Below are 26,219 nucleotides of genomic sequence, written 5' to 3'. Positions count from 1 at the left end.
CTTCAAAATACTATTTCAATAATTTCGTCCGCCTGATTCATAAATGAGCACTCCATCCCTTTTCTGATATTAACGGTATGTTATATCTCGGTTAATTATTCTAAAAAGGAAACGTTATGTTAGGTCGAACTCTGCTCGCTACCTCAATTTTGCTGTCTATGAGCGGTGCCGCATTCGCGCTGCCTGAATTTCCTGTCTGGCCGGAAGGCGAAGCCCCAGGCGCTAAAAACAGTCCCGTCAAAGAAGAAACTGTCGACAGGCGTAAAACGGGTGGGCTGGCAGACAGAGCCGTAACAGGGATACGCACCCCCACCATCACCGCTTATTTACCTAAAAAACCCAATGGCGTTGCGCTGCTTGTCACGCCAGGCGGATCCTATCAGCGTGTGGTGCTCGATAAAGAAGGCAGCGATCTGGCCCCAATCTTCAATGCCAACGGTTACACGCTGTTTGTCATGACCTACCGAATGCCCGCCGACGGACACGCCGAAGGAGCCGATGCGCCACTGGTGGACGCACAACGAGCGATTCGCACACTGCGAGCAGATGCGCAAAAGTGGAAAATTGACCCGCAGCGTATCGGTGTGCTGGGCTTTTCGGCTGGCGGTCATGTCGCGGCAAGCCTGGCGACTCGCTATGACGAAGCGGCTTATCCCGCCACAGATTCAATAGACAAACTAAGTGCTCGCCCAAACTTTCTGGCGTTAATGTATCCGGTTATCACCATGGATAAAAATATCGCCCATCCCGGTTCACGCAACGCATTGATTGGCGATCATCCGACGCCTGAACAGATTAAGAAATATTCACCAGAACAGAACGTGACGCAGCAAACCCCGCCAACCTTTATTGTTCACGCGGTTGATGACCCTTCCGTGCCGGTCGATAACAGTCTGGTGATGTTCTCGGCCTTACGCGCCCAGCACGTGCCAGTGGAAATGCATCTTTTTGAGCACGGTAAACATGGTTTTGGGATCCGCGGAGCGGTCGGGTTACCGGCGGCCAGTTGGCCTGAATTGCTGATGAACTGGATGGAGGCGTTGCCTGGTTCTGGCGAAAATGGTGCATGACAGCTGCGGCTTCGGGAGTTTTGAAGGTCGGGTAAGCGTCGTGCCACCCGATACCTTCTGAACTATTTTTAAATCTTACTTAAAGCTAATGCGCACGATATCGTCCGGGCTGGTTGGCTCTTTTTCGCGGCTGCCCGGTTGTTTCACACTGACATACAACTGCTGCCCGTCAGGAGACAACGCGAGGCTATTTGGCAGCGCTGGCGTGTCGATGGTTTCCAGCACTTTGTAGCTTTTCGCATCAATCACACTGACTTTACCGGCTTTGCGGTGTGTCACGTAAATTTCGTTACGCACCGGGTTAAACAGCACATCCAGACCCAGCGGCACATCCACTTTGTTCAGCACTTTGCTGGTTTTGGTATCCACAACCAGCAACTGCGGTGTCTTAGAATCGCTGACGAACGCGCGGTTATTTGCGGCATCCAGCGCAATATTCAGATAGAAATGCTCGCCTTCGGTGTCCAGTTTTGTGCGCGAGACAACTTTGTCGGTTTTGCTATCGATAACGATAAATTCGTTGTCGGCGTTGGTCATGTAAATGCGTGATGCTTTCGCGTCAATCGCCAGTCCCGTCGCCATTTTGCCGAGATCTTTAATTGTATCGCGCAGCGTTAACGTGTCGCCGTCAATCACCCACAGCACGCTGGATTCGCCCAACCCGCCCATGTATAGCGTGTTGGTCGCTTCATCCACCACCAACTGGCGCGGCATCAGCGGACGCGTGGTTTCGGTGCGTTTGGTTTCATCCACCACCAGCGTCTTAATCACATCTCCCGTTTTGCTGTTAATCGCCGTCACCGCGCTACTGGTGGTGTTGCCGAGGAACAGCGTGCCTGTTGTTTTGTTGAGCGCCACACCGAACGGTTTCAGGTTGTTATGAATCGCCTGAGTCACTTCAAGAGTCGCGGGATCAAGGCGGTAAACCACCCCACCTTTGTCCGTTTTGCGGCTTTGGGAAGTGGCAACATACAGGGCAGATTGGTCTGCGCTGTAGGCCATTTCATACGCGCCTTTGCCAACGGGTTTTCTTTCAACCGTGAATGAGGTGTCGGCAAATAAGGAAGTGGAAAACAGCAGGCTGGAAAGCATGAGCGCAGGCAAAACGCGCAGACGGGTTTGGGGTAAAACTGGCATAAATGTCCTTATCAATAGCGTGGATAAACCCTTAGCTAACATAGCGTTAGCCAAGGGTGAAAATAATATTGATAATTATTATCATTTATAGATGAGAAAGTAAATCATTACACCTGTAAATAGACCATCTGCGTTTGCAGATATTCGTTCAGGCCGTGGCGGCCATCCGCTCCCCCAATACCTGATTTACGCCAGCCCGCATGGAAGCCCTGCATCGCTTCAAAGTTTTCACGGTTGATGTAGGTTTCGCCGAACTTCAGCCCTTTTATCGCTTTCATGGCGGTGTTTAAATCGCGGGTATAGACCGACGATGTCAGGCCGTAGTCGCTGTCGTTCGCCATTTCCAGGGCTTGCTCCAGCGTTTCAAACGTCGTGACAGGCAGCACCGGGCCGAAGGTTTCGTCGTGCATAATCGCCATTTCCTGACGCACATCCACCAGCAGCGTTGGCGGGTAGAAATACCCTTTTCCTTCCGGCGCTTTACCGCCCACTACCACACGTGCGCCTTCGCTTACCGCGTGAGCGACTTTCTGCTCCACGCGCTCCAGTGCGGCGGCGTTAATCAACGGCCCCATCGACACATCGTTACGCTCGCCAGTGTCGCCAAAACTCACCTGTTTGAAGGCTTCGCTCAGGCGAGTAATAAATTCGTCGTAAATGCCTTTTTGCACATACACACGTTCCGCGCAGTTGCACACTTGCCCGGTGTTAATCATGCGCGAGTCAACAATCGCTTTCACGGCGATATCCAGATCCGCATCATCCATCACAATCGCTGGCGCTTTACCGCCCAGTTCCAGGCACACTTTGGTGATGTTTTTGGCCGCCGCCGCCATGATTTTCTCGCCCGCGCCGACGCTGCCCGTCATGCTGACCATCGCCACTTTCGGGTTGCCTGCCAATTCCTGGCCGACCGTTTCACCGCGCCCCAATACAAGGTTAAATACACCTTTTGGCAGCCCGATATCATGGACAATTTCCGCAAAGGCGATGGCGTTATTCGGCGTAAATTCGCTGGGTTTGATAACAATGGTATTACCGGTAATCAGCGCAGGTGCCAGTTTGCGGGCAATCAGGAAGAACGGGAAGTTCCACGGTAAAATCCCGGTCGTCACGCCCAGCGCACGTTTGAACACCAGAATGTTTTCACCCGGGCGGTCACTTTGCAGAATTTCACCTTCATAACGACGCGCCCATTCGGACATGTAATCAAGATAATCGGCGGTGAACGCCACTTCGACCTCGGCCAGCTGCTGCGTTTTACCGCCTTCGGCAACAATCAATGCGCTGATGGCTTTTGCACGCTCACGAATACCAGCAGAAATTTTACGCAACCAGCCAGCGCGCTCGATGGCGGGTAACGCTTCCCATCCTGCCTGTGCTTTTGCAGCGGCATCAATCGCATCACGCGCCTGCTGCGCGGTGCCGTCAGGAATGCGCGAAATCAGCGCTTCAGTGGCCGGATTAATCACATCAATCCACTTCTCGCCCTGCCATTGAACAAATTGACCATCAATATACATCGGGTGTTGTACAGGTGCTGTCATGACCGGCTCCTTTGCGTTCGCTATTTTGTTTCGTCTATGTAAAGCATTTGTGAATACTTTAGAGTTCGACAACAGCTATTCGGGCAAAACGGTCATGAAGTGTGATGGGACTCAATAAAAACAACAGAAAAGCAGCAAATTAGCTACAGATTAGAAACATAGGAATGACCGTTTTCAGCATCTTCATCAGAAAACGGTCATTATGGGAGAATTAGAGCAGTTGCCGGGCTGTCGGATAGTCAGTTATCAGCACGTCAATATAACCGCCGTGCAGCGCTCCACGAATGGCATTGGCTTTGTCATTTCCGCCCGCAAGTGCCACCACATGCGGGCAGTCACGAACCTGGCTGAGCTCCATGCCGATAACCGGATCTTCTTCTTTGCTCAAAACCGGCTCGCCCTGCGCATTGAAATAGTGCAGGCAGATATCCCCCACCGCACCGCGTTCGGCCAGCGTTTTCAGCATCGCTTCGCCATAATAGTTGCCCGAATTTTTCAGCAGCTGGGACGGTTCAAGCTCACCGATACCGAGAATAGCCACATCGACTTCAGCAAACTTTTTCACGACTTCGGCCACATCGTCGCTGGCGACCAGTTTTGCTCGTTCTTCTACGGAATGCTCAATACTTTGCGACGGTAGCAACCAGGCTGGGCAGTCGAGTTGTGCCGCCAGGTTTTGCGTCAAAATCGTCGCCTGTACATTGCCGTTTGGCCCCACACCACCGAGCAGTTGAATCACACCGCGTGCTTTAATGCTCTGCGGGTGCAGCTCGTCCACCATTGCTCGAATGGTGGAACTCCAGGATGAAATCCCCACCAGATCGTTTGGCCGTAAACGCGTTTCAACATAGTGCGCCGCCGCGCTGCCTATCGCGTGTTTGATTTGCGAGGCGGGTGCTGACTCATCGACATCCACCACAATCGCCTGGCGAATACCGTACTTTTTCTCCAGCGCCTGTTCGAGCGAGAGAAAAATATTAGCGGGCTGGATAACACTGATTTTTACCACGCCCTCTTTCTGGCAGCGTGTGATGGCGCGTGAGACAAATGATTGCGACAGATGCAATAACCCGGCGATTTCTGACTGCTTCATCCCTTCAACAAAGTAGAGCGTCGCAATCTTGACCAACAAACGTTGTTCATCCTGCTTTGACATGTGCGCCTCCTGATTCTCTACCTGATATTTTTATTCAAGGCTGCATAAATAACAAGACAGCATTCCTTTTGCCGTTAATTCGTACAATTTGTGATCACATTCGCCTTTTTATCATTTTAATCAATTCCACATGGACAGAACCATAAGCGGGGCATATCGTTACATTGAATAATAAATCATGCTTGAATATATATTCAATGTGGAGATAAAAATGAAATTTACCCTACTGAAGACCTCACTCGTTGCTGCACTGCTTGCTTCATCTGCCAATCTCTATGCCGCTGATAATGGGCTGATTGCCATTATTACCCCATCGCATGACAACCCATTCTTTAAAGCAGAAGCCGATGGTGCGATGGCGAAGGCAAAAGAGCTGGGCTACACCACGTTGGTCGCGTCACACGATGATGATGTGAATAAACAAAACCAGCTGATTGAGACCGCTATTGCCCGCAAAGCAAAAGCCATCATTCTGGATAACGCTGGGGCGGATGCCACCGTCGGCCCATTAGAAAAAGCCAAAGCTGCTGGAGTTCCTACCTTCCTTATCGATCGTGAAATCAACAAAACTGGCGTTGCCGTAGCGCAGATTGTTTCCAATAACTATCAGGGCGCGCAGTTGGGTGCAGAGAAATTTGCCAAATTGCTCAACGGCAAAGGCAAATATGTTGAATTGCTGGGCCGCCAGTCAGACACCAACGCCCACGTGCGCTCGCAGGGTTATCACGACATTCTCGACGACTACCCGGATATGAAAATGGTGGCCCAGCAAACCGCAAACTGGAGCCAGACCGAAGCCTTCACCCGCATGGAATCCATCTTACAAACTCAGCCCGACATCGTCGGCGTGATCTCCGGTAACGACACCATGGCGCTTGGCGCAGAAGCCGCCTTAAAAGCCGCCGGAAAAACCAATGTCATCGTGGTGGGTTTTGACGGTAGCGACTACGTGCGCGACTCGATTATCGCCAAGAGCAATATCAAAGCCACCGTGCTGCAACCCGGTTGGGAGCAAGCGCAAATGGCGGTGGTACAAGCGGATTTCTTCCTGAAAAACGGCAAACCGCAGTTACAGGAAAAACAATTGATGGACTGCGTATTAATTGACGATAGCAATGCCAATCAGCTGAAAACCTTCAAGCTGGCTAAGTAGTCCAGGAGGCTGTATGTCGCTCAAACAATGGGGTATTGGCTGGTTATGTTGCAGTGCCCTGTTGCTCACTGCCTGCCGGGTGGTGGATCTGGATGAAAACGGGCAACCGATTATTCCGCCAGATCCGAATGCGAAAGCGAGTTTCGCAAACCAGACACCCGCGCAGATAGCGCAACAAACCTGGAACAGCAAAGTACTGACGCCCGCGCAGAGCCATGCGCTGGATAGTACTACCCTGAAAACCCGCGCCGCCAACGCCAACAACGAAAGCGTATTCGTCAAAGTACAAGGCAAAGTCGATAGCGTTTCTCTGGATAACGAACGCGAACGCACGTTGACCGTGACCGTCAATGACCAACCGCTGCAGGTGCAAATTGGGCCAATGATTCGCGGCAACGCAATCCGTGATGCGACCGGCTACAAGTTCGAAGATTTCACTAATCAGGTGCAGTTCGCGCAGCTTTCGAAAGCCTATAACCGCGAAGCAGCAAAACACCTGCCGAAAGTCGATGAAAGCTGGCAGCAGCAACCGGTCACCGTGGTAATGGCCGTAACGATGCGTAACGGTGCATTAAGTGACGCGGCGGCAATTTCACTGGAACGGGGGCAACCATAATGTCGCAAGATCCTATCATTCTGCGCACCCGTGGTATTTCGATGCTGTTCCCCGGCACCGTGGCGCTGGACAACATTGATTACAACGTCTGGCGCGGCAAAGTGAACGTCATCATCGGTGAGAACGGTGCAGGCAAATCGACGCTGATGAAGATTCTGGCGGGCGTTCAACAGCCGAGCCTCGGTGAAATGCGCCTGAATGGTGAAGTGGTGCAGTTTAACAGCACCCGCCAGGCCGCCGCGCATGGCATCGGCATGGTTCACCAGGAACTCAATCTTTTCGAAAACCTGACGGTTGCCGAGAACATTTTCCTCGGGCGTGAACTGCAACACGGTTTATCGCCCATTGATGAAGCCACGCAGCAGGCACGCAGCGCGGAATTGCTCAAGCGCCTGGATCAGCCTATTTCCCCGAAAGAGATAGTGGCAAACCTGAAAGTCGGCCAACAGCAGTTGGTAGAAATCGCCAAAGCGCTGGCTGAAGACGCGGACATCCTAATTCTTGATGAACCGACCTCGGCATTAAGCAAAACCGAAGTGGAAATTCTGTTCCGGGTGATTCGCGAACTCACCCGCCAGGGCGTCACCATTATTTATATTTCCCACCGCCTCGAAGAGTTAATGGCAATTGGCGACGTGATAACCATTTTGCGCGATGGCAAATTTCAGGCCGAAGCACAGGTGTGTGATATCGACGTGCCATGGATCGTGCGCGAAATGCTCGGCAGTGAACCGGTGTCCAGCTTCCTTAAACCGGGGCGTGATTTTGGTGCCGCCATTCTGGAAGCGGAACACATCACCTGCGTCAATTCCGCAGGAAACACGGTGGTGAACGACGTCAGTTTTCAAGTACGCGCAGGTGAAATCGTCGGCATTTATGGGCTGATGGGTGCCGGACGCACGGAGTTGTTTGAATGCCTGTTGGGTACGCAACGCAACTATCTGGGCAAATTATGGCTCGACAGCAAACCGGTGCCGCCGCGCCTTGCCACCGCCGAACGCATTCGTATGGGCATGAGTCTGGTGCCGGAAGACCGTAAACGTACCGGGATTTTCCCGATATCGTCGGTCGCCAGCAACCTGACGATTGCCAGTTTATGGCGGCGTTTACAGCGTGGTTTTGCGATTTCGCAGGTTGATGAAACGGCGGTCGTGGCCAGCACCATTGGCAACCTCTCGATTAAAGTCTCATCCCCGGAAGTGGAAATTCAGGCGCTGAGCGGCGGCAACCAGCAAAAAGTGGTGATTGGCCGCTCGCTGCTGACCAACCCGAAACTGCTGCTGCTCGATGAGCCAACGCGTGGGATCGACGTGGGTGCGAAAGCCGACGTGTTCCGCATGATGGTTCAGCTTTCCGAACAAGGGATTGCGGTGGTGTTTTCCACCTCCGATCTCAAAGAGATTATGGCGGTTTCCGACCGCATTCTGGTGATGTCCGGCGGCAAAGTCACCGCCGATATTCCCCGCGAACACGCCGAAGAGTCGGCATTGGTTTCCGCTAGTGCACAAGGGTTCTGATATGAAAACGAATGATACTGTCGCGCTCAACGCCAGACCAGGCTCGCCGTTCAGCTCGCGGGAAAATCTGCTGCTGTTACTGCTCAAACTGCGCACCTTTATTGCGCTGTTTTTGATTGTCGGTTTCTTCGCCATCATGGTGCCGGATTTCCTCGCCATGGGCAGCATGGTGATCATGATTAAACACATTGCTATCAACGCCTTCCTGGCGCTCGGCATCACGTTTGTCATCATCACGGCAGGCATTGACCTGTCGATTGGCGCCACGCTCGGGCTGTGCGGCATGATTGCCGGTTGGCTTATCACCAAAGGTATTGTGCTGCCGATGTTTGGTATCGCCATTTTCCCAAGCGTGTGGGTAATTGTGCCGCTGGTATTACTGATTGGCGGGCTGATTGGCGCGGGCAACGGCTGGATTATCACCCGCTATAACGTCGCACCGTTTATCTGCACGCTCGGCACCATGTATGTGCTGCGCGGGGCCGCCATGTTGACCTCGGGCGGTGAAACCTTCCCCGGACTTTCCGGCAATCCACAGCTCGGCAATACCGGTTTCGACCTGATTGGCTCCGGCAATTTGTTCGGTATCCCGTGGGCTATCTGGATGATGATTGTGCTCGCCATCGCCATTGCTTATGTGGCTCGCCGCCTGCCCTTTGGCCGCCATGTTTACGCGATTGGTGATAACGAACGCGCCGCTGAACTCTCTGGCGTCAAAGTCCGCCAGGTAAAAATTTGGGTCTACACACTGTCCGGTTTTTGCGCCGCCATCGCCGGGATTGTCGTTTCCGCGCAGTTAGTTGCCAGCCACCCGGCAAACGGCACGGCATTTGAGATGAACGCTATCGCCGCGGTTGTGCTCGGCGGAACATCGCTGGCAGGCGGGCGCGGCACCATTCTTGGCACCCTCGTCGGCGCATTCGTGATTGGCTTTCTGGCTGACGGCCTGGTGATGATGGGCGTGAGTGAGTTTTGGCAAATGGTCATCAAAGGCATCGTTATTATTGTGGCGGTCATCATCGACCAGATGCAAAACCGCATGCAGCAAAAAGCGGCGGTCGTGGCCCAGAAAGCAATCATGGAAAGTAGCGGGAAGGTGTAGCGCGTCACAGATCCTGAATGGCGGGTATTTTTTTACCCGCACGGAATAATTATTCATCTATGATTTTTAATGCAAGAGGTAACACTATGAATCCGTTCGCACTGTCAGTTACGGATCTGGAAAAGAGAGCGCGCGCCGTCCGTCGCCGCATCGTCCTGCTTAATGCCAACAGCCCAGCTGGCGGTCATACCGGGGCTGATTTATCGCAGGTAGAAATCTTAACCGCCCTGTACTTCCGAATACTGAATTGTTCGCCGCAGCTGATTAACAGCGATGAACGTGACATCTACATTCAGTCTAAAGGCCATGCGGTAGGCGGTTATTACTGCGTGCTGGCCGAAGCCGGGTTTATTCCCGTGGAGTGGCTACCGACCTATCAGCATGCCGACTCTCACCTGCCCGGCCACCCGGTGAAACACAAAACGCCGGGTGTTGAACTGAACACAGGTGCGCTAGGCCACGGTCTGCCGGTCGCCGTAGGCATCGCGCTGGCGGCCAAACGCAACAACAGCCAGCGCCGCGTCTTTGTCGTGACTGGCGATGGTGAGCTGGCGGAAGGCAGCAACTGGGAAGCGGCGTTAGTCGCGGCACATTACCAGCTCGATAACCTGATCATCATTAACGACAAAAACAATCTGCAACTCGCGGGCTCGACCAAAGACATTCTCAATACCGACCCGCTGGATGAGAAATGGCGCGCGTTCGGCATGGAAGTGACCGAGTGCCGTGGCAACGACATGGCTGATGTGGTCGCCACAATTGAAGGATTACAGCCGCACGGTAAACCGCACGTTGTCATTGCCAACACCACCAAAGGCGCGGGCATCTCCTTTATTCAGGGACGCGCGGAGTGGCACCACCGGATACCAAAAGGTGACGAAATCGAACTGGCGCTGGAGGAACTGAAAGATGAGTAATAGCGAACACCTGGCAACCGTAATGGTGAATGCCTTTATTGACGCCGTCGAGCGCGGCGTAGACCTGGTACCGGTGGTTGCAGACTCAACCTCTACGGCAAAAATTTCACCCTTTATGAAGCAGTTTCCTGACCGACTGGTGAATGTCGGCATTGCAGAGCAGACGCTGGTGGGCACGGCGGTCGGCTTGTCGATGGGCGGCAAAATCGCCGTCACCTGCAACGCGGCACCGTTTTTGATTTCGCGCGCAAACGAACAGATCAAAGTCGACGTTTGCTACAACAACAGCAACGTAAAATTGTTTGGCCTCAATGCCGGAGCCAGCTATGGCCCGCTCGCCAGCACCCACCACAGCATTGACGACATCGCCGTGCTGCGCGGTTTTGGCAACATCGAAATCTATGCGCCATCGTGCCCGATTGAATGCCGCCAGATTATTGACTACGCGCTGGAACACATCGGCCCGGTCTACATTCGTCTTGACGGCAAAGCATTGCCGGAACTGCACGACGCAGATTATCAGTTCAAACCCGGTGCCATTAATCAGCTGCGCGAAGGCGATGATGTGGCACTAGTCGCCATGGGCTCAACAGTACATGAAATCGTCACGGCGGCGGCACAACTCGCAGATTTGGGTATTAATGCGGCGGTGATCAACGTTCCGTCTATCCGCCCTTGCGATACCGCACAACTTCTCACCATGCTTAAAAATTCACGCCACGTGATAACCGTTGAAGAGCACAACGTGAATGGCGGTGTCGGCAGCCTGGTCGCTGAAGTCTTAGCGGAAGCCGGATGCGGTATACCGTTGTTGCGGCTCGGCATTGCAGACGGTAGCTATGCTATTGCGGCGGATCGCAAGGAGATGCGTGCTCATCATGGAATTGATGCCGCAGGAGTCACACGTTCCGCCACGGCGCTTTGCAAAGGAGCATAGCCATGTCCAGCCCGGTAATTCTGGCTATTGATGAGGGCACCACTAACGCCAAAGTGGTGGCGGTGAATCGTAACGGGGAAATCTGCGCCCGTTACAGTGTCGGCGTGGCAATGACGCACCCGGCACCAGGGCTTGCAGAACAAGACCCCGTAGCACTTTGGCATGCCGTGTGTGAAGCATTGAGCGGCTGTCTGCGACAACTCGGCACAGCCAACGTCGCGGGCGTTGCGATAAGCAACCAGCGTGAATCCGTGTTGGTGTGGCAGCGCCTTGATGGTAAACCGTTAACACCCGTTGTGAGCTGGCAAGATCGCCGTTCAGAACAAACTTGCGAGCAACTGTTAACGCAGGGGCATGGCGAACTGATCGCTCGCCTGACTGGCCTGCCCGTCGATCCGTTATTCCCGGCGGCGAAAATCCGCGCCCTGCTCGATGCCATTCCGGACGGCATGAAACGTGCCGACGCGGGCGAGCTGTGTATCGGGACAATCGACTCCTGGTTGAACTGGCAACTGACCGCCGGGCATTCGTTCACTACCGACTACTCCAATGCCGCCCGCACCCAGCTGTTTAATATTTACCGGGGCGAATGGGACGACGAATTACTCAAATTATTCGGCATTCCGCGTGCGGCACTGGCGAAGGTGCGCGCATCTTCCGGTCACCATGGCGAAGTGCAAATCAACACCATTGCCGGTTTGCCGATTGGCACGCCAGTGCTGGCGCTTATCGGTGATTCACACGCGGCACTCTACGCGCAGCGCAGTGTCTGTGGCCATGTGGTGAAAGCCACTTATGGCACCGGTTCTTCTTTGATGCTTTCACTCCCGGAGCCGGTAAACCGCAGTAATCGCCTGAGCACTACGCTTGCCTGGCATGACGGTGAGCTGAACTACGCGCTGGAAGGCAATATCACTCACACCGGTTCCGGTGCCGCCTGGCTGGGGAAAATGTTAGGTATCACCGATCCGGCAAAACTCACCGAGCTTGCGCAATCGGCAGAAAGTAACCAGGGCGTCTATTACGTGCCGGCGCTTTCCGGGCTCGGTGCGCCGTGGTGGGATTTACACGCTCGCGGCATGATTTGCGGCCTGACGGATGCCGCTACGCCTGCAGTGCTGGCGCGAGCCGCACTGGAATCGCTGGTCTATCAAATTGCCGATGTGTTTTTCGCTATGGAGCAGGCGACCGGCGAGCGCCTCGAATCATTGTGCGTGGATGGCACCGCTACCCAAAACCGCTGGCTGATGCAATTACAGGCAGATGTGCTGCAACGCCCGTTAATCATTCAGCCTGCGGCTGAAATCTCCGCACTCGGCGCAACGCTGCTTGCCGGAAAAACCCTCGGCTGGTGGCAAGACGGAACACCGCTTGCCGCATTAGCCCACTGTGGCGAGCGTTTGCAGCCGCAGGCAGAACAACAAAAAACCATGCAAGAAAACTATAAACAATGGCTTGAAGCCGTGGCGCGTTGCCGCTTTCAGCCAAATTAAATCTATTTTGAGCGGAGTGAAGCTATGTCCAGAATCCCTAAACAACTGACCTTCGGTGTGATCATCGGCAACCGCGGGTTCTTCCCAAGCTATTTAGTGGCGCAGGCGCATGAACAAGCCGAAGCCTTATTTAGCAAACTGGGTATCAAAACCGTGATGTTAAAAGATGGGCAAACGCATCTCGGCGGTGTGGAAACCCGTCAGGATGCCAAAGTCTGTGCCGAACTGTTCCGCCAGCATCGTGACGACATTCATGGAGTGGTGGTGCTGTTGCCAAACTTTGGCGATGAAAAAGCGGTGGCAGAAGCGATTCGCCTTTCCGGTTTGAAAGTCCCGGTGTTAATCCAGGCCGAAGAGGACAATCTCGACAAAATGGGACTCGCGACACGCCGCGATAGCTTCTGCGGGAAAATTTCTCTGTGCAACAACCTGCGCCAGTACAACATCCCCTTCACGCTCACCACGCAGCATGTTTGCGCGTTAAGCGGTGAAGTATTCGAACAAGATTTACAGCGTTTTGCGCAAATCTGCCGGGTGGTGAAATCAATGCAAGGTGTGCGCATTGGGGCGATTGGTGCGCGTCCGGCCAGTTTTAACACCGTGCGCTATAGCGAAAAACTGCTCGAAAAAATGGGCGTGGCGGTTGAAACCCTCGACCTGTCTGAAATTTTCACCCGCATCAAACACATCAGCGATGACGATCTGCGTGTGCATGAGAAGCGCGGCATCTTAATTGAAAACGCCGATGCCAGCGGCATTCCCGCCGATAAGTTAACCCAAATGGCAAAACTGTTTGTGGTGATCAGCGAATGGGTCGTGGCAAACGACATCGACACCACTGCGATCCAGTGCTGGACGTCGCTTCAGGAAAACCTCGGCATTAACGTTTGTTCGATTATGAGCGTGATGTCCGGGCAGTTGATGCCAAGCGCCTGTGAAGTCGACGTGATGGGCGCATTGTCGATGTATGCCCTCGCAAGTGCGTCGCTTAACCCGGCCTCAATTGCCGACTGGAACAACAACTTCGGTGACGATCGCAACAAATGCGTGTTGTTCCACTGCGGGAACTTTGCCAGCAGCAGCCTGGAATCCCCGTCGATGGGCACCGCTGATATTATCGGCACAACGGTCGGCAAAGAGAACACCTGCGGCGCAGTGCATGGCCGTCTGAAAAGCGGCCCGCTGACCTACTTCCGCCTCTCTTCTGATGATTTTACCGGGGAGGTGAAAGCCTATGTCGGCGAAGGGCAATCCGTTGATGACGCGTTAGATACCGTCGGCTGCCGTGCGGTCATAGAAGTGCCGCATCTGGAAAATTTACTGGCGTGGATTTGTAACAATGGCTTTGAGCACCACGTCGCCATGAACCATTCGGCGACGGGTGTGGTTTTGCAGGAAGCATTCAGTAAGTATTTAGGGGTGAACTGTTACCTGCATCGTTAATCATTTACAAGCCGCGCTCGTGCATTAATTGCGCCAGCGCGGCGTCATTAGCCAGAATTTCCCAGGCACTCATCACCGCAAGCGGAATATCAACATGGCTAATAAAGTCACGCCCTTTCGGCCCGTAGCCCTGCGCATCATCTCTGATTCGCGGGATTTCCCCCAGCGCCAACGAAATATACCGTTCAACTGGCCATAAGCCCTTTTCATGCAGGCTAAACGCGGTATGGGTTTGGTCACTGACTAACCGAGGCACAAAACCCGGCCAACTGCGCCATTGCGGCTGATGCGCATCACGTTGCCAGACGCGTTCAAAGGTCGCGACGGTACGGCGCTGCATGGTGGGGTCCTGAATGAGTATCGCGCGAGCGGGCGTTATTTCCCGCGTTTGCATCAAATCATAAGTGAAGCGCGCGTTCTCACCGCAGTTAGTGGACTTCTCTTCAGTCAGCACTTTTTCTGCCGGGACTTTCCAGAACCCGGTCGCAATGTCTTTAATAATTGCGGCTTCTGCGCGGCCAGTGGTGGGAATGGTGTTGTAGCGCGGGTGCTGAGCGATCGCGGCATATAAAAAAGTGGTCGAATGGCCAATTCCGCCGGTAATCAGCAGCGGCAATTCACTATTGGCGGCAAGCTCGCAAGCTGCATCAATGGTAGGGATAACGGCATTACCCGCGAGGATAATCAATTCACCATCGCAAACCGCAGGTGGCGCGGCAAACTCATTGTGAGAAAGCCACTCGCCAAGGGTATTAATGGCATTGATGGTCGTCGGCTGCAAAGCTGGAAATGTTGTCGTCAACATAACCCCTCCTTGTTAAAAACCAGCGCACATCATAACGCAGGCCATGCCGTTACTACATAAGGTTGCTCTGAGACTTCGAGTCGCCTGGCGCAAACGGTGGATGACGCTTGCGCTTATCCACCCTACAAAACCGTTTTTCGTAGGTTGGATAAGCGCAGCGTCATCCGACAGGCCTTTTATGCCAACTTATAAATTCGTGCTTCCCACGGGTGCAGCCGATAGAGTTCATCAACCTGCGGATAATTCCCCAACACGCATTCGGCCCATTCGAGCGGCAACTCACCGCTCGTCCAGCGCGCCGATTTCGAGGACATATTGCACAGCACCACGAACTCCGCACCGTCGAGCACGCGCCGGTACGCGTAAATTTGCGGGTTGTCTGCCAGTTCCAGCTCATAACGTCCGTAAATCAGCGCTCGCTCCTTTTTGCGTAGCTGAATTAACGCCCGGTAGAAGTTGAGCACTGAGTCCGGGTCTTGCTGCTGGCTGGCGACGTTAATCATTTCAAAGTTGGCATTCACCTTAAACCACGGCTCGCCATCGCTGAACCCAGCGTTCGGCCAGGCGTTCCATTGCATTGGCGTGCGGGAATTGTCGCGCCCGGTATTGGTGAGAAACGCAATAATCTCTTCTTCGCTTTTGCCCTGTTCTTCCATTTCACGCCACATGTTTTTTGCTGACACGTCATCGAAATCACTCAGGCTGTTGAATCGGGTATTGGTCATGCCGATTTCCTGCCCCTGATAGATAAACGGCGTGCCCTGCATCAGAAAATAGAGCGCGGCAATGCAGGTCGCACTTTCTCGCCAGTGGTGTTCAGTGTCGCCCCAGCGCGAAGTAATGCGCGTCAGGTCGTGGTTTTCCACATACAGCGCGTTCCAGCCTTTTCCTTCCAGCGCTTCTTGCCAGGCGGTGAAAATTTTCTTTAATACCCCCGGTTCCGGGCGCAAACCGGCTTCCGGTTCCCACAGCCGCACGTGTTCAAACTGGAACACCATACTCAGCCGGTTACGATGTTCCCCTACCCATTCTTCGGCGTGATCGGCAAACAGACCGTTCATCTCACCAACGGTGACAATATCGTAGTGCTGCAAGACGTTACGGCTCATGTCATCGACGTAATCGAGCAGCCCATCGTAGTTCAGGTGGCTTTTCATCGACGGCGCGTAACGCAATTTATCCGGGTTCGGCACATCCGCCAGCAGCGGCTCTTTTTTCAGGTGCGCGATGGCGTCAATACGGAACCCGTCGATGCCTTTATCCAGCCACCAGCGCATCATGTCGTACACGGCGCGGCGAACATCGTGGTTTTCCCAGTTCAGATCCGGCTGGCGGCGGGTAAACAGATGCAGAAAATATTGCTCTGTTACCGGGTCAAACTCCCAGGTTGAGCCTTTAAAAATCCCTTCCCAATTATTGGGTTCTGCACCATTTTTACCGTCGCGCCAGGTGTACCAATCACGTTTTGGGTTATCGCGCGAGGAACGGGATTCGAGGAACCACGGGTGTTCATCAGAGGTATGATTCACGACAAGATCGATAATTAGCTGCATTCCACGCGCATGAACTTGTTCAAGAAGACGATCAAAATCCGCCATCGTGCCAAACTCTGCCATGATTTCCTGATAATCTTTAATGAAACGAATTGAAATAACTGACTGATTTTTGGCAATGTTTTATAGCCAAGATCTGTAGAGGGAGAGAATTGCAATACACATTGCAATACGCAGAGAAAGTAATAAAAAAGGCCGCTAATGCGGCCTGAAGGATAGCAACAGCATTACAACCCAAGGCTTTTTTTGACTAACTCACCAACAATAGGCCACATTACGGGTTGAACCGACTCCCAAACAGGACCGCAGACCTTTTCCAGTAAAGATCTGGCCTGTTTGCCATCACCCTCATTCGCTGCTGACACAACTGCTGCAATGTCAGAACGCTGAGCACTGCTCACGACTTGTCCCTGTTCTTCAAGGATAGAAATCAGCTTTGCAACAACCTCAGATTCCGTATTGGCTGTAATACTCTGAGTCTGAGATACAACTTCTCCCTGGCCCAACTGCGTATTGCTGAAATGACCACCAGAAATGGTTAGATTATTAACAATGCGCTGAACGTGTTGCGGACGGTTTGGGGCTTTACGAGACTCTTTATAACCAGCTTCGGTCAGATAAACGTACTCGCGCTTACTATATGTCCCAAGAAAGACGACATGACTATTTGGATCGTTCTCCATCATGGCTCTTGGGCCAGTTTTAATCATCTTGGATTTTTCAAGGTCGCCAAACGCAACATCAAAATCGACGGTATTAAAATCAGCCACACTACATACCGCGGTAGCTAAGGCCTTAATATTAGGTCCTTTATACCCATTTTTTAAATCCTTAGCTGTTAACCCTTGGTCGGCAAAATCCGCCAAAAGGGTTCCCAAGATCTGCTTTGCTGCTTCGTCTAATTGTCCGGCCATTTCATTTTCTCTTTGGGGTTAAGTCCTTATCACAAATGGGGATTTACATTCCAAAATCAAGTCATCTAAATTTAATTTTTCATTTTATCCAGAGGCCATCCTTCATCTGAGTCACTTTCCTCAATTTTCCTCGCCATTTCATCCCGCAGATCGTCAATAATAGTCTGAACACGTGTAACGGCTGTTGGTGTAAGAGCACAGTCACGTTCCAGAATATCTGGCAGCGTTTCCAGCACCATAACGACCGCTTTCGCAAGTGAGGCATATTCGCGCGCCACTTCCTCTACAGGAATCAATTCTCGTGAGGCTGCTTCAAATTTCAGCCTTTCATTTTCTGACTGATACCAGGCTTTTCGGTCCTGCGGCGACATTTCACCTTTTTCTTTCATTGATGGCGTAAGTAGTCCCTGAAGCGCTGGCCCCAGTTCGTACAACTTGAGATTTTCACCATTACCACCAGCCAGATCCATATCGCGCAAACGCCGGGCAACAAGGTTTCGGTTCATGCCCACAAGCTCCGCCAGTTGCGTAACATTAACCTGCGTTTTACTCAGTTTCATTCTTACCTCTGCTGCACGGTCACTTTTGCAGCAAAAGCAACCTGAGTCATTACTTTTCAGTTAGTTAAGCTATTGCTGCTGCACGCATAAAATGCGAAAAATCAGCCGTTTTCCGCGTGTATTCGCCCCCTCGGTGTTCAGTGTCACAAAAGGGACCCGTAAAAAAGGCAGCCCGAAGGCCGCCAAATGGTTCAACATGCCAAATCATTACGGTTAGCCAGCCACGCCCGACGAGCGTACCAGTCCGCGCCAGTCCAGAGGAGCCACTCCCGCATCAATCCTTACTTTGTAGGTCACACCATCAACCGTAAAACCCTGCTGTTGCTCAAGATACGGGGCTTCCACACCATCCAGATAAGCCACCTCGATTGTATCTGCACCCTGATTCGCCAGCAGGTACCAGGCCAGTTTGTCAAACTCATCAAGGCGGGCCTCAGTGAGCACGGTCAGTGCTTTGTTGTAAGGGTTTGCCACACCGCTGTTTGTAGCACCGGGTACTGATGTGGAGGCAATGAGCTGTAACGCCCGATCTTCCTGATCTACAGGTACAAGCAGGAACTTAGGCGGGATATTCAGCACTGCCCCGGCAGCGTTCTTCTGCAGTCGCATGGTCTTACGGGCAGCACCAAGGCCAGTGATATCCAGTAAATTATCAATAATGTTTTCATGTGCCGCGCTGAATAACGGTTTACCGTCGCTGAGATCCCGGTTACTGGTCAGCAATGCATACACCAGATCGCCAATTGTGCGACGGGCTGCAGCACCCATCTTGCCAGGAATATCGGTGAAAACACTCATATCATCGTTGATAATAGCCTGCCGTGTAATGCTGAACAGTTCACCATAAGTGGCAAGCGCAATAGGTTCACTGCGATCTGACGTGGTGGCGTATTTGTATTCTGCCCCCGGACGTACCTCACGCAGGGAAGCAAAGCCATCCAGCCCGGCGCGATGCCCGGTTTTAAAATCGGTCAGGTTGCCTTTCTTTGTCCAGAGAGGGAATGTCTCTTCAGATTCGTCCCAGCCCTTCAACATGGATTTGTGGGCCACATCGCCAAGCACATGACCAAAATCGCTGGTGCTGTGGGTAAAGGCCATGCCAACCATTGCCAGTGGATTACCCGGAATGCCGCTTACCCCACGATCCACCAGTGAAGCCCTTGCCAGTTCGCGCAGCGTGTAACCATTATAACGGTTGCCGCTTTCTGGTTTTGCCAGCCCACTGCGCGCCAGCAGTGCCGCTTTGACTGAGTCGCCGACTAAATTGCCATTACCCGAATACATTATGTAATCACCTCCCGCTGTCGGAGTTGTCCCCTCAGCCAGTTTGTTTAATATCTTCTGTCGGGCCTGTTCTTCATTGATAGAACCGCCCATAAATTCCGCTTTGATGACACCAGCCCATTCTTTCCCGGCGACCGAAGAAAAAAGCTGTTCAGCCTGTTGCTCACGTTTTTTCACCTGATCCACAGTCGCAGCTTTCATCCCGTTGACCAGCGCTTCAGGCGTTCGGGTAAACTTACCAATCAGCGAAGCGCATCCCGGAGCCATGGCGAATGTCTGCCCCTCTGCCGGGTAAATTTCATCAATAAAACCTTTCTCCTTCGCTTCTGCTGCCGTGAGCCAGGTTTCAGCGTCCATCATGGCTTTAATTTCTTCATCAGCCAGACCTGATTTAGCTGCATAAGTTGCAATCATGGTTTTACCAATCTGCTCCATTACATCAGCATGGCGTCGCATATCCTCTGCTTCTCCCGCCATAATTCCCCACGGGTTGTGGATCATCCACCAGCCATTATCTGCCATCGCAACACGTTTAGCCCCCAGCGCTACGATGGTCGCCATAGATGCCGCCATGCCATCAATGCGGGCTACCGTATGCCCTTTATAAGAACGCAGGGCATTAAACATCGCTATACCGTCCGTTACATTGCCGCCACCGCTGTTAATGGCCACCGTTACCGGACCATTTGCCGCCAGCAGGGAATCACGGAAGCGTTTAGCGGTCAGGCCTTCAATCGGTTCGTAAAGTGAAATTTCCATCAGTCACCCGCCTTAAGCCGCACCCGGCATATCATTTTTTGCTGCCTTGCTGTTGGTCAGTCCCAGCTTTTCACGCAGAAGGTTACGGGCAAGCCAGCCAATGGACGGCGCATTACCCGGAATACCTTCACGCTCAAACCGCTGCCGTACTTCTTCACGCAGGCGGTTAAGTTGAAGGGCGATTTCATCATCGATATACACCGACATTGCTTTCTGTTTTGTCACTTACTGAATCTCCATAGACACTAGATGTACATACAGTATTGATCTGTATTTATGGTAAGTAAATTAATATTTACCACTTATTCAGATTAATGAGATACGCATACAAAAAAACCGGGTTTCCCCGGCTCAATACGTGAAAAATAAAAAAGCGTGTATATAAGCAAAACTATGTTGGTTCAGTCAGTTCAGTTGGTTCATTTTGTAAAAATTGTTGTTTTATAAAGGTTATTTTCAAAACACTGAACCAACAAGACCCCGTTTTGAACCAACAACGCTGTTTTTGTGTTGGTTCAGTCCTCTTTGTTGGTTCAAAAAATCCCGTTTGTTGGTTCAAAAGTCCCCTTTGTTAGTTCAGTGTTGGTTCACACTCTGGTAATAAAAATTATATATAACAGCCACATAATTAAAGACACCTACTACTGAACCAACTGAACCAACACAAAACATCCTTACGTGTGTAGTTATTTCTCCTCCTCTTCCGTCACGTGCTGAAGGATGTATACGTTAATTTGCCGCCCATCAATTCTTGGGGACTTCTGCTGGAAACCGCGACCGCTGGATGGCTCTGAGAGTATTCCTGCCCCGACCAGCACACGGGCAAACTGTTTTGCATTAAAGCCCTGCGCAATTTCTTTCTCAAATGTGGCCGGAAACGTGTAGAACACTAACGGCGCATCGTCATGACTGCTTTTACGCTTACGATACCCGGCAAGATCACGTATTGGCATACTGGCGGGATCATAAGGCAGCGGGGCAAAGCGACTAAGTCCGTGCGCATTAAGAAACGCCTCGCACTGCTCGATTATCTGCTGGTGTTCTTTGTTCCCGGTACCGAACTCTTTTACCCAGGCATTAAAACCGTGCTGAATAGCGTCACGGCTCGCCTGTTCTGTCCAGCCGGTTATCTCTGCACCCAGCACCAAAGCAGCCTCAAGAATGGCAAACCGTTCAGCTACACGGTGAACCTGATCGCCGTAATCAGAGGGGATAAGTCCACGCCAGCGCGTCTGTGCATCACGTACCGCCTGTATTGCTTCTGTCTGATGGCCAGCAAGATATTTAACCCATTCCCGCCCTGCCGCACCGTGATTTTCACGCCAGGCATCACGCAGGGCATCCGCATGCTGTTTACCTGTCAGGTACTCATGAAACACCGTGGATTTCTCCATCGGCACATTAAGCAACCGTACAAGCTGGCCCGCTTTCACTTTTAGCCCACCAGCAGCAAGAAATGTCTCGATGTCCATTTCCCCGGTACTGATCGCCACCGTTCGCCAGCGTTTCAGTTCACGGTTGCCCCCCTCCTTCGCCCCCTGGAGTTTTCCGGCGCCGTTGAAAAGGGTATAGGCTGATGTGGCCACGTCTTTAACGCTACTACCCTGACCGATCTCATCCAGTGGCAACAGGCCGTCATTGTGCGCTTCCGCTTCGTTGGCGATGCCCAGCGCGGTACCGTACCAGGTAAGGCGCAATGCATCAGGCTCACCCCACAGACTACTGGCGATATTGGCCGTGGTGGTCTTACCGGCGCTCGACTGCTCATACAGGTGAACACCGAACCCGTCAGCACCCACCAGTCCGATAAGTGGCGCCGCAAGTGAAGCGGAAACACCCAGCACCATTGACGGATTACCTGCACATAACCTGGCTACGCTGCCGCGCCAGCTCTCCGCCGTACCCGTCACCGCATAACCACCAGCCGCAGCACTGCGACCGTTGAACAGTATCGGGGTTTGTGGCTCCCCGATAACTTCACCATCCGGCATGATGTAAGCGCCATGGTGCCAGCCAGATGTATGACTGATTCGCCATTCCTGTCCGGAGCCATTACGTTGCAGCCAGTCAGCCAGCGTGGCGCGCAAAGTGGATTTTGTCGTCACATTTACTCCGCCCGCTTTCAGCGTACGCCAGCCGTCACGCTCGCCTATATCAGCCGCAGGAATAGCGCGTGTGACTTCACGACCCGTACCCGGCTCTTTCCAGCGCAGTATCAGGAAACGTTCTGATCCATCCGTACCCGTGCCGATGATCTCGATCGCTGAACAAAGCCATGCCTCCGGGTTAATAATCTCTCCACTGTCTTTGTCTACTTTCGGCGTAACCCAGAAAACACCATCTTCACGGCTTTCAATACGGGGCTTTAGTTCCTCTCCGGGCAATGCCTTAGCATTTCCACGTTTCTTCACTGGCAGACTGATAACAACGCTTTCCCCCCGCTCTGCTTCGGCTTTCAGGTCAGCCAGTCGCGGCGTCCAGTCTTCCACCAGTTCGAGACTTTCAGAATAAAAACGGGCTTCCTGAACCTCGGCCAGTGCCAACATGGTAGCTATGGCGGTAATTTGCGGCTCACTCAGTACTCCAGCACGATAAACACGAACATAGCGACGACCATCATCAACAATACGCAGGTTTTCCAGTTGCCCTAGCTCCCTTGCACCCAGGGTAATTGGCGGGACGTTATCTCCCGCCTTGTTATTTTCCTGCCAGTCTTTGGCGTGTAGCCAGGCATCAGCACCCGCAAAAATAATGGCCTCGGCAAACGCATCAGTAGGGAGTTTTTTGACATTGGGTGCATTTTTCACTTTTTAATTCTCCCTGCCTGAATCAACTCACGTAGTTTTTTTGTTTTTTCCAGCGGATTGTTTTCAGTGCACCATTCGTAAATTTTCTGTTTTTTCACAAAGGTAAATTCACTCTCAAAACGTGCAGCCGGGAAAACGCACTCACTTGAATAGCCCTTACGAATAAAGAAAATACGGTTATGGGAAACATTTTTAACCGTGACCCGCTCGCCGTAACGGTCTTTATAAATATCACCCGGACGAAGTTCAGGCTGAGCGAGTCCACCAGCAGTTAAGCTGTTTAATTTCTTTTTCATGGTTTATCCCTTAGCGCGGACGGTTAGAGTGCGAAATGTTCCAGCCTTAATTGCCGCTTCCATAAATTCATCCAGAGTGGCAATAAGCATCTTTTCCGGTAATACCTCTCCGCTGGTAACAATGCCGTTCTTGATTGTCGTCAGCACACGGATTTCATGATCAACGGGTAACGCTGAATTAATCATGGAAACACCCCGCCATTTCAGAAGAGGCAGAAATATTGCAACCTATAAGGCTCCAGAGTGTCGCAGAATCTGAATCAGTCCAGGTGGTAATGAGTGGGCTTTCAGTACGGATTTTGGCGGCGAACGTCAAATCCCAGCCGCAGAAGCTGGTGCGGGCATCTTCTTCTGTCGCTGCATTGGTGCGTAGCACAATGGGTGTGCAGGTCTGGCCTTTGGGAGTTCCCAAGAAGAGCCATGTAAATTTAGGTCGAGTTTGGGTAAACTGTGATTCAGCCATAACTGTTACTCCGATTAACGGTTTGTGGTCAGACGCCCTGTATGTGTTCCTAGCACTACGGGGCGTTGTTTTTATAGACTCACACATGTTAGTGTATATGCCTATTTGAATTAACCATAAACCTATAGGCATATACATGTCAATATCTCGAGATAAACAACCTAAGGGTGGCGGCAAGTCACCAATGCTACCAATCCGCATTCCTGCTGAATTACGCAAGCAATTTGATGAGCTAGCACAAGCTGAGAACACCAGTACCAGTAACTGGCTAAAGGAGTTAGGCAGAACGGAATTGCGCCGACAGGGCATCGAACCAAAAGGCTGATTTTGACCACTAGAAGTAAACCTGGTAATGTGTCCGTTATTTATTTTCGTTTGATTACACTGGCGGCCTAGCATGGCCGCCTTGATCTTTCATATAACAAAAATCATTCAATTATGGTTAATGAATAAATCCTATGCCTGATCGCCTCACTGCATTGTTCCATATCGCTCTTTATTTCTTTCATATTATTTTCGTGCGATGTCCAATACTCTTTTTCGTACGGATATTCTTCATAATGTTGATATTCAACAGCCTCTTTCCTACAAACCTCTCTATATTTACAAGCTAAAACATAAATTTCATCATAATAAAATGGTCTATTTGCCTCGATGGCAACAACTAATGGGTTATATCTTTCATAAAAAGTCTTTAATCTTCTATTTTTACGTTCAATGGGGGTTTCATCAGTTGAATGGTGATCGAGTAAAGGTCGTAACTTACTGACAGCATCAGCTACTTCGAAAATGCAAGACCATAGCTCGTGGTATATTGAAAACTCCTTATCAAATTGTACCTTGCTCACATAGTTTGTTTTTTCTAGTTTAGCCTTTATTTCTGAGTTTGTTTTATCGAAAAATGACTGCAATTCTTTGATTTTCTCATCCTGTTTCCTTCTGAATCTTTCCAAATATAATTTAGATAAATAGCTGACAACTGCAATAGCAACGAATGATACTCCGCCTAGTATGCTTAGCGCATCCAAAAACCATTTCATATCAAAACTTGCCTTTATTAGTTTATTTGCTACCAATACTAACCCACACAGAAGTCCCCCGCAAATGAGCGGGGTTGCTAAATTTTGATATTGCTAATTTGATGATAACTATTACCTCGGAAGCCATTCTCCGCGCACCCATGCCTGCACCTCTGACAGCAAGTATCCCGTAGCGTTACGTCCTAACTTACGACGCTTGGGAAACTTGCCTTCCTTTTCAAGTCGCCATCGAGTCGTATTTGATAACGTAGTCAACTTGCGGCACACCGGTTCGCGGATGATTTGGTCTACATCAGGCATAAATTCAAAATCACTTTCTTCAACAATTGCAATTGGTTTCATATTAAGCCACCTCTCTTTTTAATACTTTCACTTTAGAATTTTGATTAATCAATCCATCGAGGTAAGTAAACCACAGTTCTAAAGCCTCAGACTTTTTATTCATATACTGACTTCGATTATAAATTCCAGCCACTCCTCTTATTGTGTGTCCAAGCAAACTTTCTACGGCAAAAAAGTCACAGCCAAAATCATTTAAATATGTAGAAATCGTTCTTCTGAAATCATGTAGAGTCCATGATGATTTATGCCCTAACCTCTTCCAGATCTTACCTACATCCGTACTTATTTGTTTCTGGTCACGATATGAACCTAGCATGTAATCACGATATTTAGTTTCAGCATGAAGATTCACCAGCCACTGTTTTATGCCTTGAGGGATAGGTCTGATAATTTCTTTTTTATTCTTGCTATGTTCAGCAGGAACCGTCCATACCCAATTTTCAAAATCCCACTCACTCCAGTTTGATAACCTTACCTCACTCAATCGGCAACCGAATATCAGACATATTGTCATAACGCGCCGATTATAAAGAGAAGCAAGCGCCCATAGTTTTTCTTTAAAAATATGGTTACAGACATCTCTTAACTCATCCTCTGAGAGAAATCTTTCTTTACGCTTTGCAAACTCACCAACATCGGTCATACGTAAATCATTTAGTACATTTGACACTGCAAATTGTCTTATCCTGCAAAATTTTAGTGCCTGTCTGACATCCGCAAAAACATATGCAGCCATTACTGGTGCGTTCTTTTTGATCCTGTCAAAACACGCCATCCAGTCAGATAAGCCGCATTGTTCCAGAGGAAAATCACCAATATGCGGGTAAATATGTAATCTGAACCTGTAGATCGCATCCTGATGCTTCACGCGCTTAACTGAAGCGTAGTTTTCATACCAGTAGTCTAGTGTTTCCTGAACCGTTACTGGCTTCAGTGTTTTTTTTGCACAAAGTTTTAACTGAATTCGAGGATCGCGCTTTTCAGCTAACCATGCCCGGCATTGGTCACGCTTTTCTCTAGCCAGCTTAAGGCTCATATCGGGGTATCTTCCAAGAGTGAGCCAGAGTGGCGAAGAGTCGCGATCGCCCAAGCGATAAAAGAAAACGAAGCTAATTCCGCCCTTTTTACTGATCCTTGCAGATAGCCCTTTGCCGTCCGCAATGTGCTTTTGCGCCGGTTGCACCTTCCCCATCAAAGCACGTAACGCTTTGTCGCTAAGTTTGTTCTCTGCCCCCATCGTACCCCTCCATTTGCAATACACATTGCAATACACAGTTACTCGTAACACCCGAAAACCCAGGAATCACC

The 26,219-nt window shown here is 51.1% G+C and carries 25 protein-coding genes and 1 pseudogene; 10 read left to right on the top strand and 16 right to left on the bottom strand.

Going from position 1 to position 26,219, the window contains the following annotated elements:
• Positions 1–116 precede the first annotated feature (116 nt).
• Entirely contained in the window at positions 117–1,070 is a 954-nt protein-coding gene (locus tag AC0IWZ_RS09335; RefSeq protein WP_471677497.1) for an alpha/beta hydrolase, read from the top strand.
• Positions 1,071–1,145: 75 nt separating this feature from the next.
• Here the strand turns inward: AC0IWZ_RS09335 and yncE are convergent, their stop codons facing one another.
• The 3 genes from yncE to AC0IWZ_RS09320 form a co-directional block, all read right to left on the bottom strand.
• Entirely contained in the window at positions 1,146–2,207 is a 1,062-nt protein-coding gene (yncE, locus tag AC0IWZ_RS09330; protein ID WP_471677498.1) for a 7-bladed beta-propeller protein YncE, read from the bottom strand.
• Between the two features lie 107 nt (positions 2,208–2,314).
• Positions 2,315–3,754 carry an aldehyde dehydrogenase gene (aldA, locus tag AC0IWZ_RS09325; protein ID WP_471677499.1) on the bottom strand — a complete coding sequence of 480 codons (1,440 nt, stop codon included), beginning with the start codon at positions 3,752–3,754 and terminating at the stop codon, positions 2,315–2,317.
• Positions 3,755–3,965: 211 nt separating this feature from the next.
• A complete protein-coding gene (locus tag AC0IWZ_RS09320; RefSeq protein ID WP_034495221.1) occupies positions 3,966–4,910 on the bottom strand; it encodes a sugar-binding transcriptional regulator in 945 nt (314 codons plus the stop codon).
• A 211-nt stretch (positions 4,911–5,121) separates the two neighbouring features.
• On the opposite strand from AC0IWZ_RS09320, the gene AC0IWZ_RS09315 reads away from it, so the two are divergent.
• The 8 genes from AC0IWZ_RS09315 (at position 5,122) to AC0IWZ_RS09280 (ending at position 14,088) form a co-directional block, all read left to right on the top strand.
• Complete coding sequence (locus AC0IWZ_RS09315) at positions 5,122–6,063, top strand: substrate-binding domain-containing protein (protein ID WP_471677500.1); 942 nt, start codon at positions 5,122–5,124, stop codon at positions 6,061–6,063.
• Between the two features lie 13 nt (positions 6,064–6,076).
• Positions 6,077–6,679, top strand: a complete 603-nt coding sequence (locus AC0IWZ_RS09310) for a DUF2291 family protein (protein WP_471677501.1) — start codon at positions 6,077–6,079, stop codon at positions 6,677–6,679.
• Positions 6,679–8,196: a sugar ABC transporter ATP-binding protein gene (locus tag AC0IWZ_RS09305; RefSeq protein WP_471679480.1), complete on the top strand. Its 1,518-nt coding sequence runs from the start codon at positions 6,679–6,681 to the stop codon at positions 8,194–8,196. The genes AC0IWZ_RS09310 and AC0IWZ_RS09305 overlap by 1 nt, the downstream gene beginning before the upstream one ends.
• Position 8,197: 1 nt before the next feature.
• On the top strand, positions 8,198–9,298 hold the full coding sequence (locus AC0IWZ_RS09300) for an ABC transporter permease (protein WP_034495216.1): 1,101 nt from the start codon (positions 8,198–8,200) through the stop codon (positions 9,296–9,298).
• 86 nt (positions 9,299–9,384) lie between these two features.
• A complete protein-coding gene (locus tag AC0IWZ_RS09295) occupies positions 9,385–10,215 on the top strand; it encodes a transketolase (protein ID WP_034495215.1) in 831 nt (276 codons plus the stop codon).
• Positions 10,208–11,152 carry a transketolase family protein gene (locus AC0IWZ_RS09290; protein WP_410372508.1) on the top strand — a complete coding sequence of 315 codons (945 nt, stop codon included), beginning with the start codon at positions 10,208–10,210 and terminating at the stop codon, positions 11,150–11,152. Before AC0IWZ_RS09295 ends, AC0IWZ_RS09290 begins: the two co-directional genes overlap by 8 nt.
• A gap of 2 nt (positions 11,153–11,154) precedes the next feature.
• A complete protein-coding gene (locus tag AC0IWZ_RS09285) occupies positions 11,155–12,645 on the top strand; it encodes an FGGY family carbohydrate kinase (protein ID WP_471677503.1) in 1,491 nt (496 codons plus the stop codon).
• A 24-nt stretch (positions 12,646–12,669) separates the two neighbouring features.
• Positions 12,670–14,088 carry an L-fucose/L-arabinose isomerase family protein gene (locus tag AC0IWZ_RS09280; RefSeq protein ID WP_410372510.1) on the top strand — a complete coding sequence of 473 codons (1,419 nt, stop codon included), beginning with the start codon at positions 12,670–12,672 and terminating at the stop codon, positions 14,086–14,088.
• A gap of 4 nt (positions 14,089–14,092) precedes the next feature.
• Here AC0IWZ_RS09280 and AC0IWZ_RS09275 read toward each other — a convergent pair whose 3' ends face one another.
• The 10 genes and pseudogenes from AC0IWZ_RS09275 to AC0IWZ_RS09230 form a co-directional block, all read right to left on the bottom strand.
• The gene (locus AC0IWZ_RS09275; RefSeq protein ID WP_471677504.1) at positions 14,093–14,893 is read right to left on the bottom strand and encodes a YdcF family protein; all 801 of its coding nucleotides are present in this window, start codon (positions 14,891–14,893) and stop codon (positions 14,093–14,095) included.
• A gap of 176 nt (positions 14,894–15,069) precedes the next feature.
• Positions 15,070–16,530 (bottom strand): annotated as a pseudogene (locus AC0IWZ_RS09270) (glycoside hydrolase family 13 protein); the annotation flags it as partial.
• 143 nt (positions 16,531–16,673) lie between these two features.
• Entirely contained in the window at positions 16,674–17,360 is a 687-nt protein-coding gene (locus AC0IWZ_RS09265) for a hypothetical protein (RefSeq protein WP_471677505.1), read from the bottom strand.
• 71 nt (positions 17,361–17,431) lie between these two features.
• Positions 17,432–17,920, bottom strand: coding sequence for a DUF1441 family protein (locus AC0IWZ_RS09260; RefSeq protein ID WP_471677506.1), 489 nt, complete (start codon positions 17,918–17,920; stop codon positions 17,432–17,434).
• 213 nt (positions 17,921–18,133) lie between these two features.
• Positions 18,134–19,963 (bottom strand): ClpP-like prohead protease/major capsid protein fusion protein, encoded by a 1,830-nt coding sequence (locus AC0IWZ_RS09255; protein WP_471677507.1) that lies wholly within the window; start codon positions 19,961–19,963, stop codon positions 18,134–18,136.
• 12 nt (positions 19,964–19,975) lie between these two features.
• Positions 19,976–20,188 (bottom strand): hypothetical protein, encoded by a 213-nt coding sequence (locus AC0IWZ_RS09250; RefSeq protein ID WP_471677508.1) that lies wholly within the window; start codon positions 20,186–20,188, stop codon positions 19,976–19,978.
• A 461-nt stretch (positions 20,189–20,649) separates the two neighbouring features.
• Complete coding sequence (locus AC0IWZ_RS09245) at positions 20,650–22,770, bottom strand: DUF927 domain-containing protein (protein ID WP_471677509.1); 2,121 nt, start codon at positions 22,768–22,770, stop codon at positions 20,650–20,652.
• The gene (locus tag AC0IWZ_RS09240) at positions 22,767–23,066 is read right to left on the bottom strand and encodes a DUF4222 domain-containing protein (RefSeq protein WP_471677510.1); all 300 of its coding nucleotides are present in this window, start codon (positions 23,064–23,066) and stop codon (positions 22,767–22,769) included. The genes AC0IWZ_RS09245 and AC0IWZ_RS09240 overlap by 4 nt, the downstream gene beginning before the upstream one ends.
• Before the next feature lie 3 nt (positions 23,067–23,069).
• On the bottom strand, positions 23,070–23,252 hold the full coding sequence (locus AC0IWZ_RS09235; protein WP_471677511.1) for a hypothetical protein: 183 nt from the start codon (positions 23,250–23,252) through the stop codon (positions 23,070–23,072).
• Positions 23,245–23,529: a host cell division inhibitor Icd-like protein gene (locus AC0IWZ_RS09230; RefSeq protein ID WP_471677512.1), complete on the bottom strand. Its 285-nt coding sequence runs from the start codon at positions 23,527–23,529 to the stop codon at positions 23,245–23,247. The genes AC0IWZ_RS09235 and AC0IWZ_RS09230 overlap by 8 nt, the downstream gene beginning before the upstream one ends.
• A 136-nt stretch (positions 23,530–23,665) precedes the next feature.
• Here AC0IWZ_RS09230 and AC0IWZ_RS09225 point away from each other — a divergent pair, with 136 nt between their 5' ends.
• Positions 23,666–23,854: a toxin-antitoxin system HicB family antitoxin gene (locus AC0IWZ_RS09225; RefSeq protein WP_471677513.1), complete on the top strand. Its 189-nt coding sequence runs from the start codon at positions 23,666–23,668 to the stop codon at positions 23,852–23,854.
• 103 nt (positions 23,855–23,957) lie between these two features.
• Here the strand turns inward: AC0IWZ_RS09225 and AC0IWZ_RS09220 are convergent, their stop codons facing one another.
• The 3 genes from AC0IWZ_RS09220 to AC0IWZ_RS09210 form a co-directional block, all read right to left on the bottom strand.
• A complete protein-coding gene (locus AC0IWZ_RS09220) occupies positions 23,958–24,569 on the bottom strand; it encodes a hypothetical protein (RefSeq protein ID WP_471677514.1) in 612 nt (203 codons plus the stop codon).
• A gap of 111 nt (positions 24,570–24,680) precedes the next feature.
• Entirely contained in the window at positions 24,681–24,911 is a 231-nt protein-coding gene (locus AC0IWZ_RS09215; protein WP_471677515.1) for a helix-turn-helix transcriptional regulator, read from the bottom strand.
• Between the two features lies 1 nt (position 24,912).
• The gene (locus AC0IWZ_RS09210) at positions 24,913–26,148 is read right to left on the bottom strand and encodes a tyrosine-type recombinase/integrase (RefSeq protein ID WP_471677516.1); all 1,236 of its coding nucleotides are present in this window, start codon (positions 26,146–26,148) and stop codon (positions 24,913–24,915) included.
• Positions 26,149–26,219 lie beyond the last annotated feature (71 nt).

The organism is Buttiauxella sp. AC142 (genome assembly GCF_979253435.1).
This window is presented reverse-complemented; position numbering and strand designations above follow the sequence as displayed.

Coding starts and splice junctions, on each gene's coding strand:
- AC0IWZ_RS09305 (WP_471679480.1), top strand. CDS start 6,679: ATGTCGCAAGATCCTATCATTCTGCGCACCCGTGGTATTTCGATGCTG.
- AC0IWZ_RS09230 (WP_471677512.1), bottom strand. CDS start 23,529: ATGGCTGAATCACAGTTTACCCAAACTCGACCTAAATTTACATGGCTC.
- AC0IWZ_RS09295 (WP_034495215.1), top strand. CDS start 9,385: ATGAATCCGTTCGCACTGTCAGTTACGGATCTGGAAAAGAGAGCGCGC.
- AC0IWZ_RS09320 (WP_034495221.1), bottom strand. CDS start 4,910: ATGTCAAAGCAGGATGAACAACGTTTGTTGGTCAAGATTGCGACGCTC.
- aldA (WP_471677499.1), bottom strand. CDS start 3,754: ATGACAGCACCTGTACAACACCCGATGTATATTGATGGTCAATTTGTT.
- AC0IWZ_RS09220 (WP_471677514.1), bottom strand. CDS start 24,569: ATGAAATGGTTTTTGGATGCGCTAAGCATACTAGGCGGAGTATCATTC.
- AC0IWZ_RS09290 (WP_410372508.1), top strand. CDS start 10,208: ATGAGTAATAGCGAACACCTGGCAACCGTAATGGTGAATGCCTTTATT.
- AC0IWZ_RS09265 (WP_471677505.1), bottom strand. CDS start 17,360: ATGGCCGGACAATTAGACGAAGCAGCAAAGCAGATCTTGGGAACCCTT.
- AC0IWZ_RS09335 (WP_471677497.1), top strand. CDS start 117: ATGTTAGGTCGAACTCTGCTCGCTACCTCAATTTTGCTGTCTATGAGC.
- AC0IWZ_RS09210 (WP_471677516.1), bottom strand. CDS start 26,148: ATGGGGGCAGAGAACAAACTTAGCGACAAAGCGTTACGTGCTTTGATG.
- AC0IWZ_RS09255 (WP_471677507.1), bottom strand. CDS start 19,963: ATGGAAATTTCACTTTACGAACCGATTGAAGGCCTGACCGCTAAACGC.
- AC0IWZ_RS09285 (WP_471677503.1), top strand. CDS start 11,155: ATGTCCAGCCCGGTAATTCTGGCTATTGATGAGGGCACCACTAACGCC.
- AC0IWZ_RS09215 (WP_471677515.1), bottom strand. CDS start 24,911: ATGAAACCAATTGCAATTGTTGAAGAAAGTGATTTTGAATTTATGCCT.
- AC0IWZ_RS09280 (WP_410372510.1), top strand. CDS start 12,670: ATGTCCAGAATCCCTAAACAACTGACCTTCGGTGTGATCATCGGCAAC.
- AC0IWZ_RS09300 (WP_034495216.1), top strand. CDS start 8,198: ATGAAAACGAATGATACTGTCGCGCTCAACGCCAGACCAGGCTCGCCG.
- AC0IWZ_RS09315 (WP_471677500.1), top strand. CDS start 5,122: ATGAAATTTACCCTACTGAAGACCTCACTCGTTGCTGCACTGCTTGCT.
- yncE (WP_471677498.1), bottom strand. CDS start 2,207: ATGCCAGTTTTACCCCAAACCCGTCTGCGCGTTTTGCCTGCGCTCATG.
- AC0IWZ_RS09240 (WP_471677510.1), bottom strand. CDS start 23,066: ATGAAAAAGAAATTAAACAGCTTAACTGCTGGTGGACTCGCTCAGCCT.
- AC0IWZ_RS09235 (WP_471677511.1), bottom strand. CDS start 23,252: ATGATTAATTCAGCGTTACCCGTTGATCATGAAATCCGTGTGCTGACG.
- AC0IWZ_RS09260 (WP_471677506.1), bottom strand. CDS start 17,920: ATGAAACTGAGTAAAACGCAGGTTAATGTTACGCAACTGGCGGAGCTT.
- AC0IWZ_RS09225 (WP_471677513.1), top strand. CDS start 23,666: ATGTCAATATCTCGAGATAAACAACCTAAGGGTGGCGGCAAGTCACCA.
- AC0IWZ_RS09310 (WP_471677501.1), top strand. CDS start 6,077: ATGTCGCTCAAACAATGGGGTATTGGCTGGTTATGTTGCAGTGCCCTG.
- AC0IWZ_RS09275 (WP_471677504.1), bottom strand. CDS start 14,893: ATGTTGACGACAACATTTCCAGCTTTGCAGCCGACGACCATCAATGCC.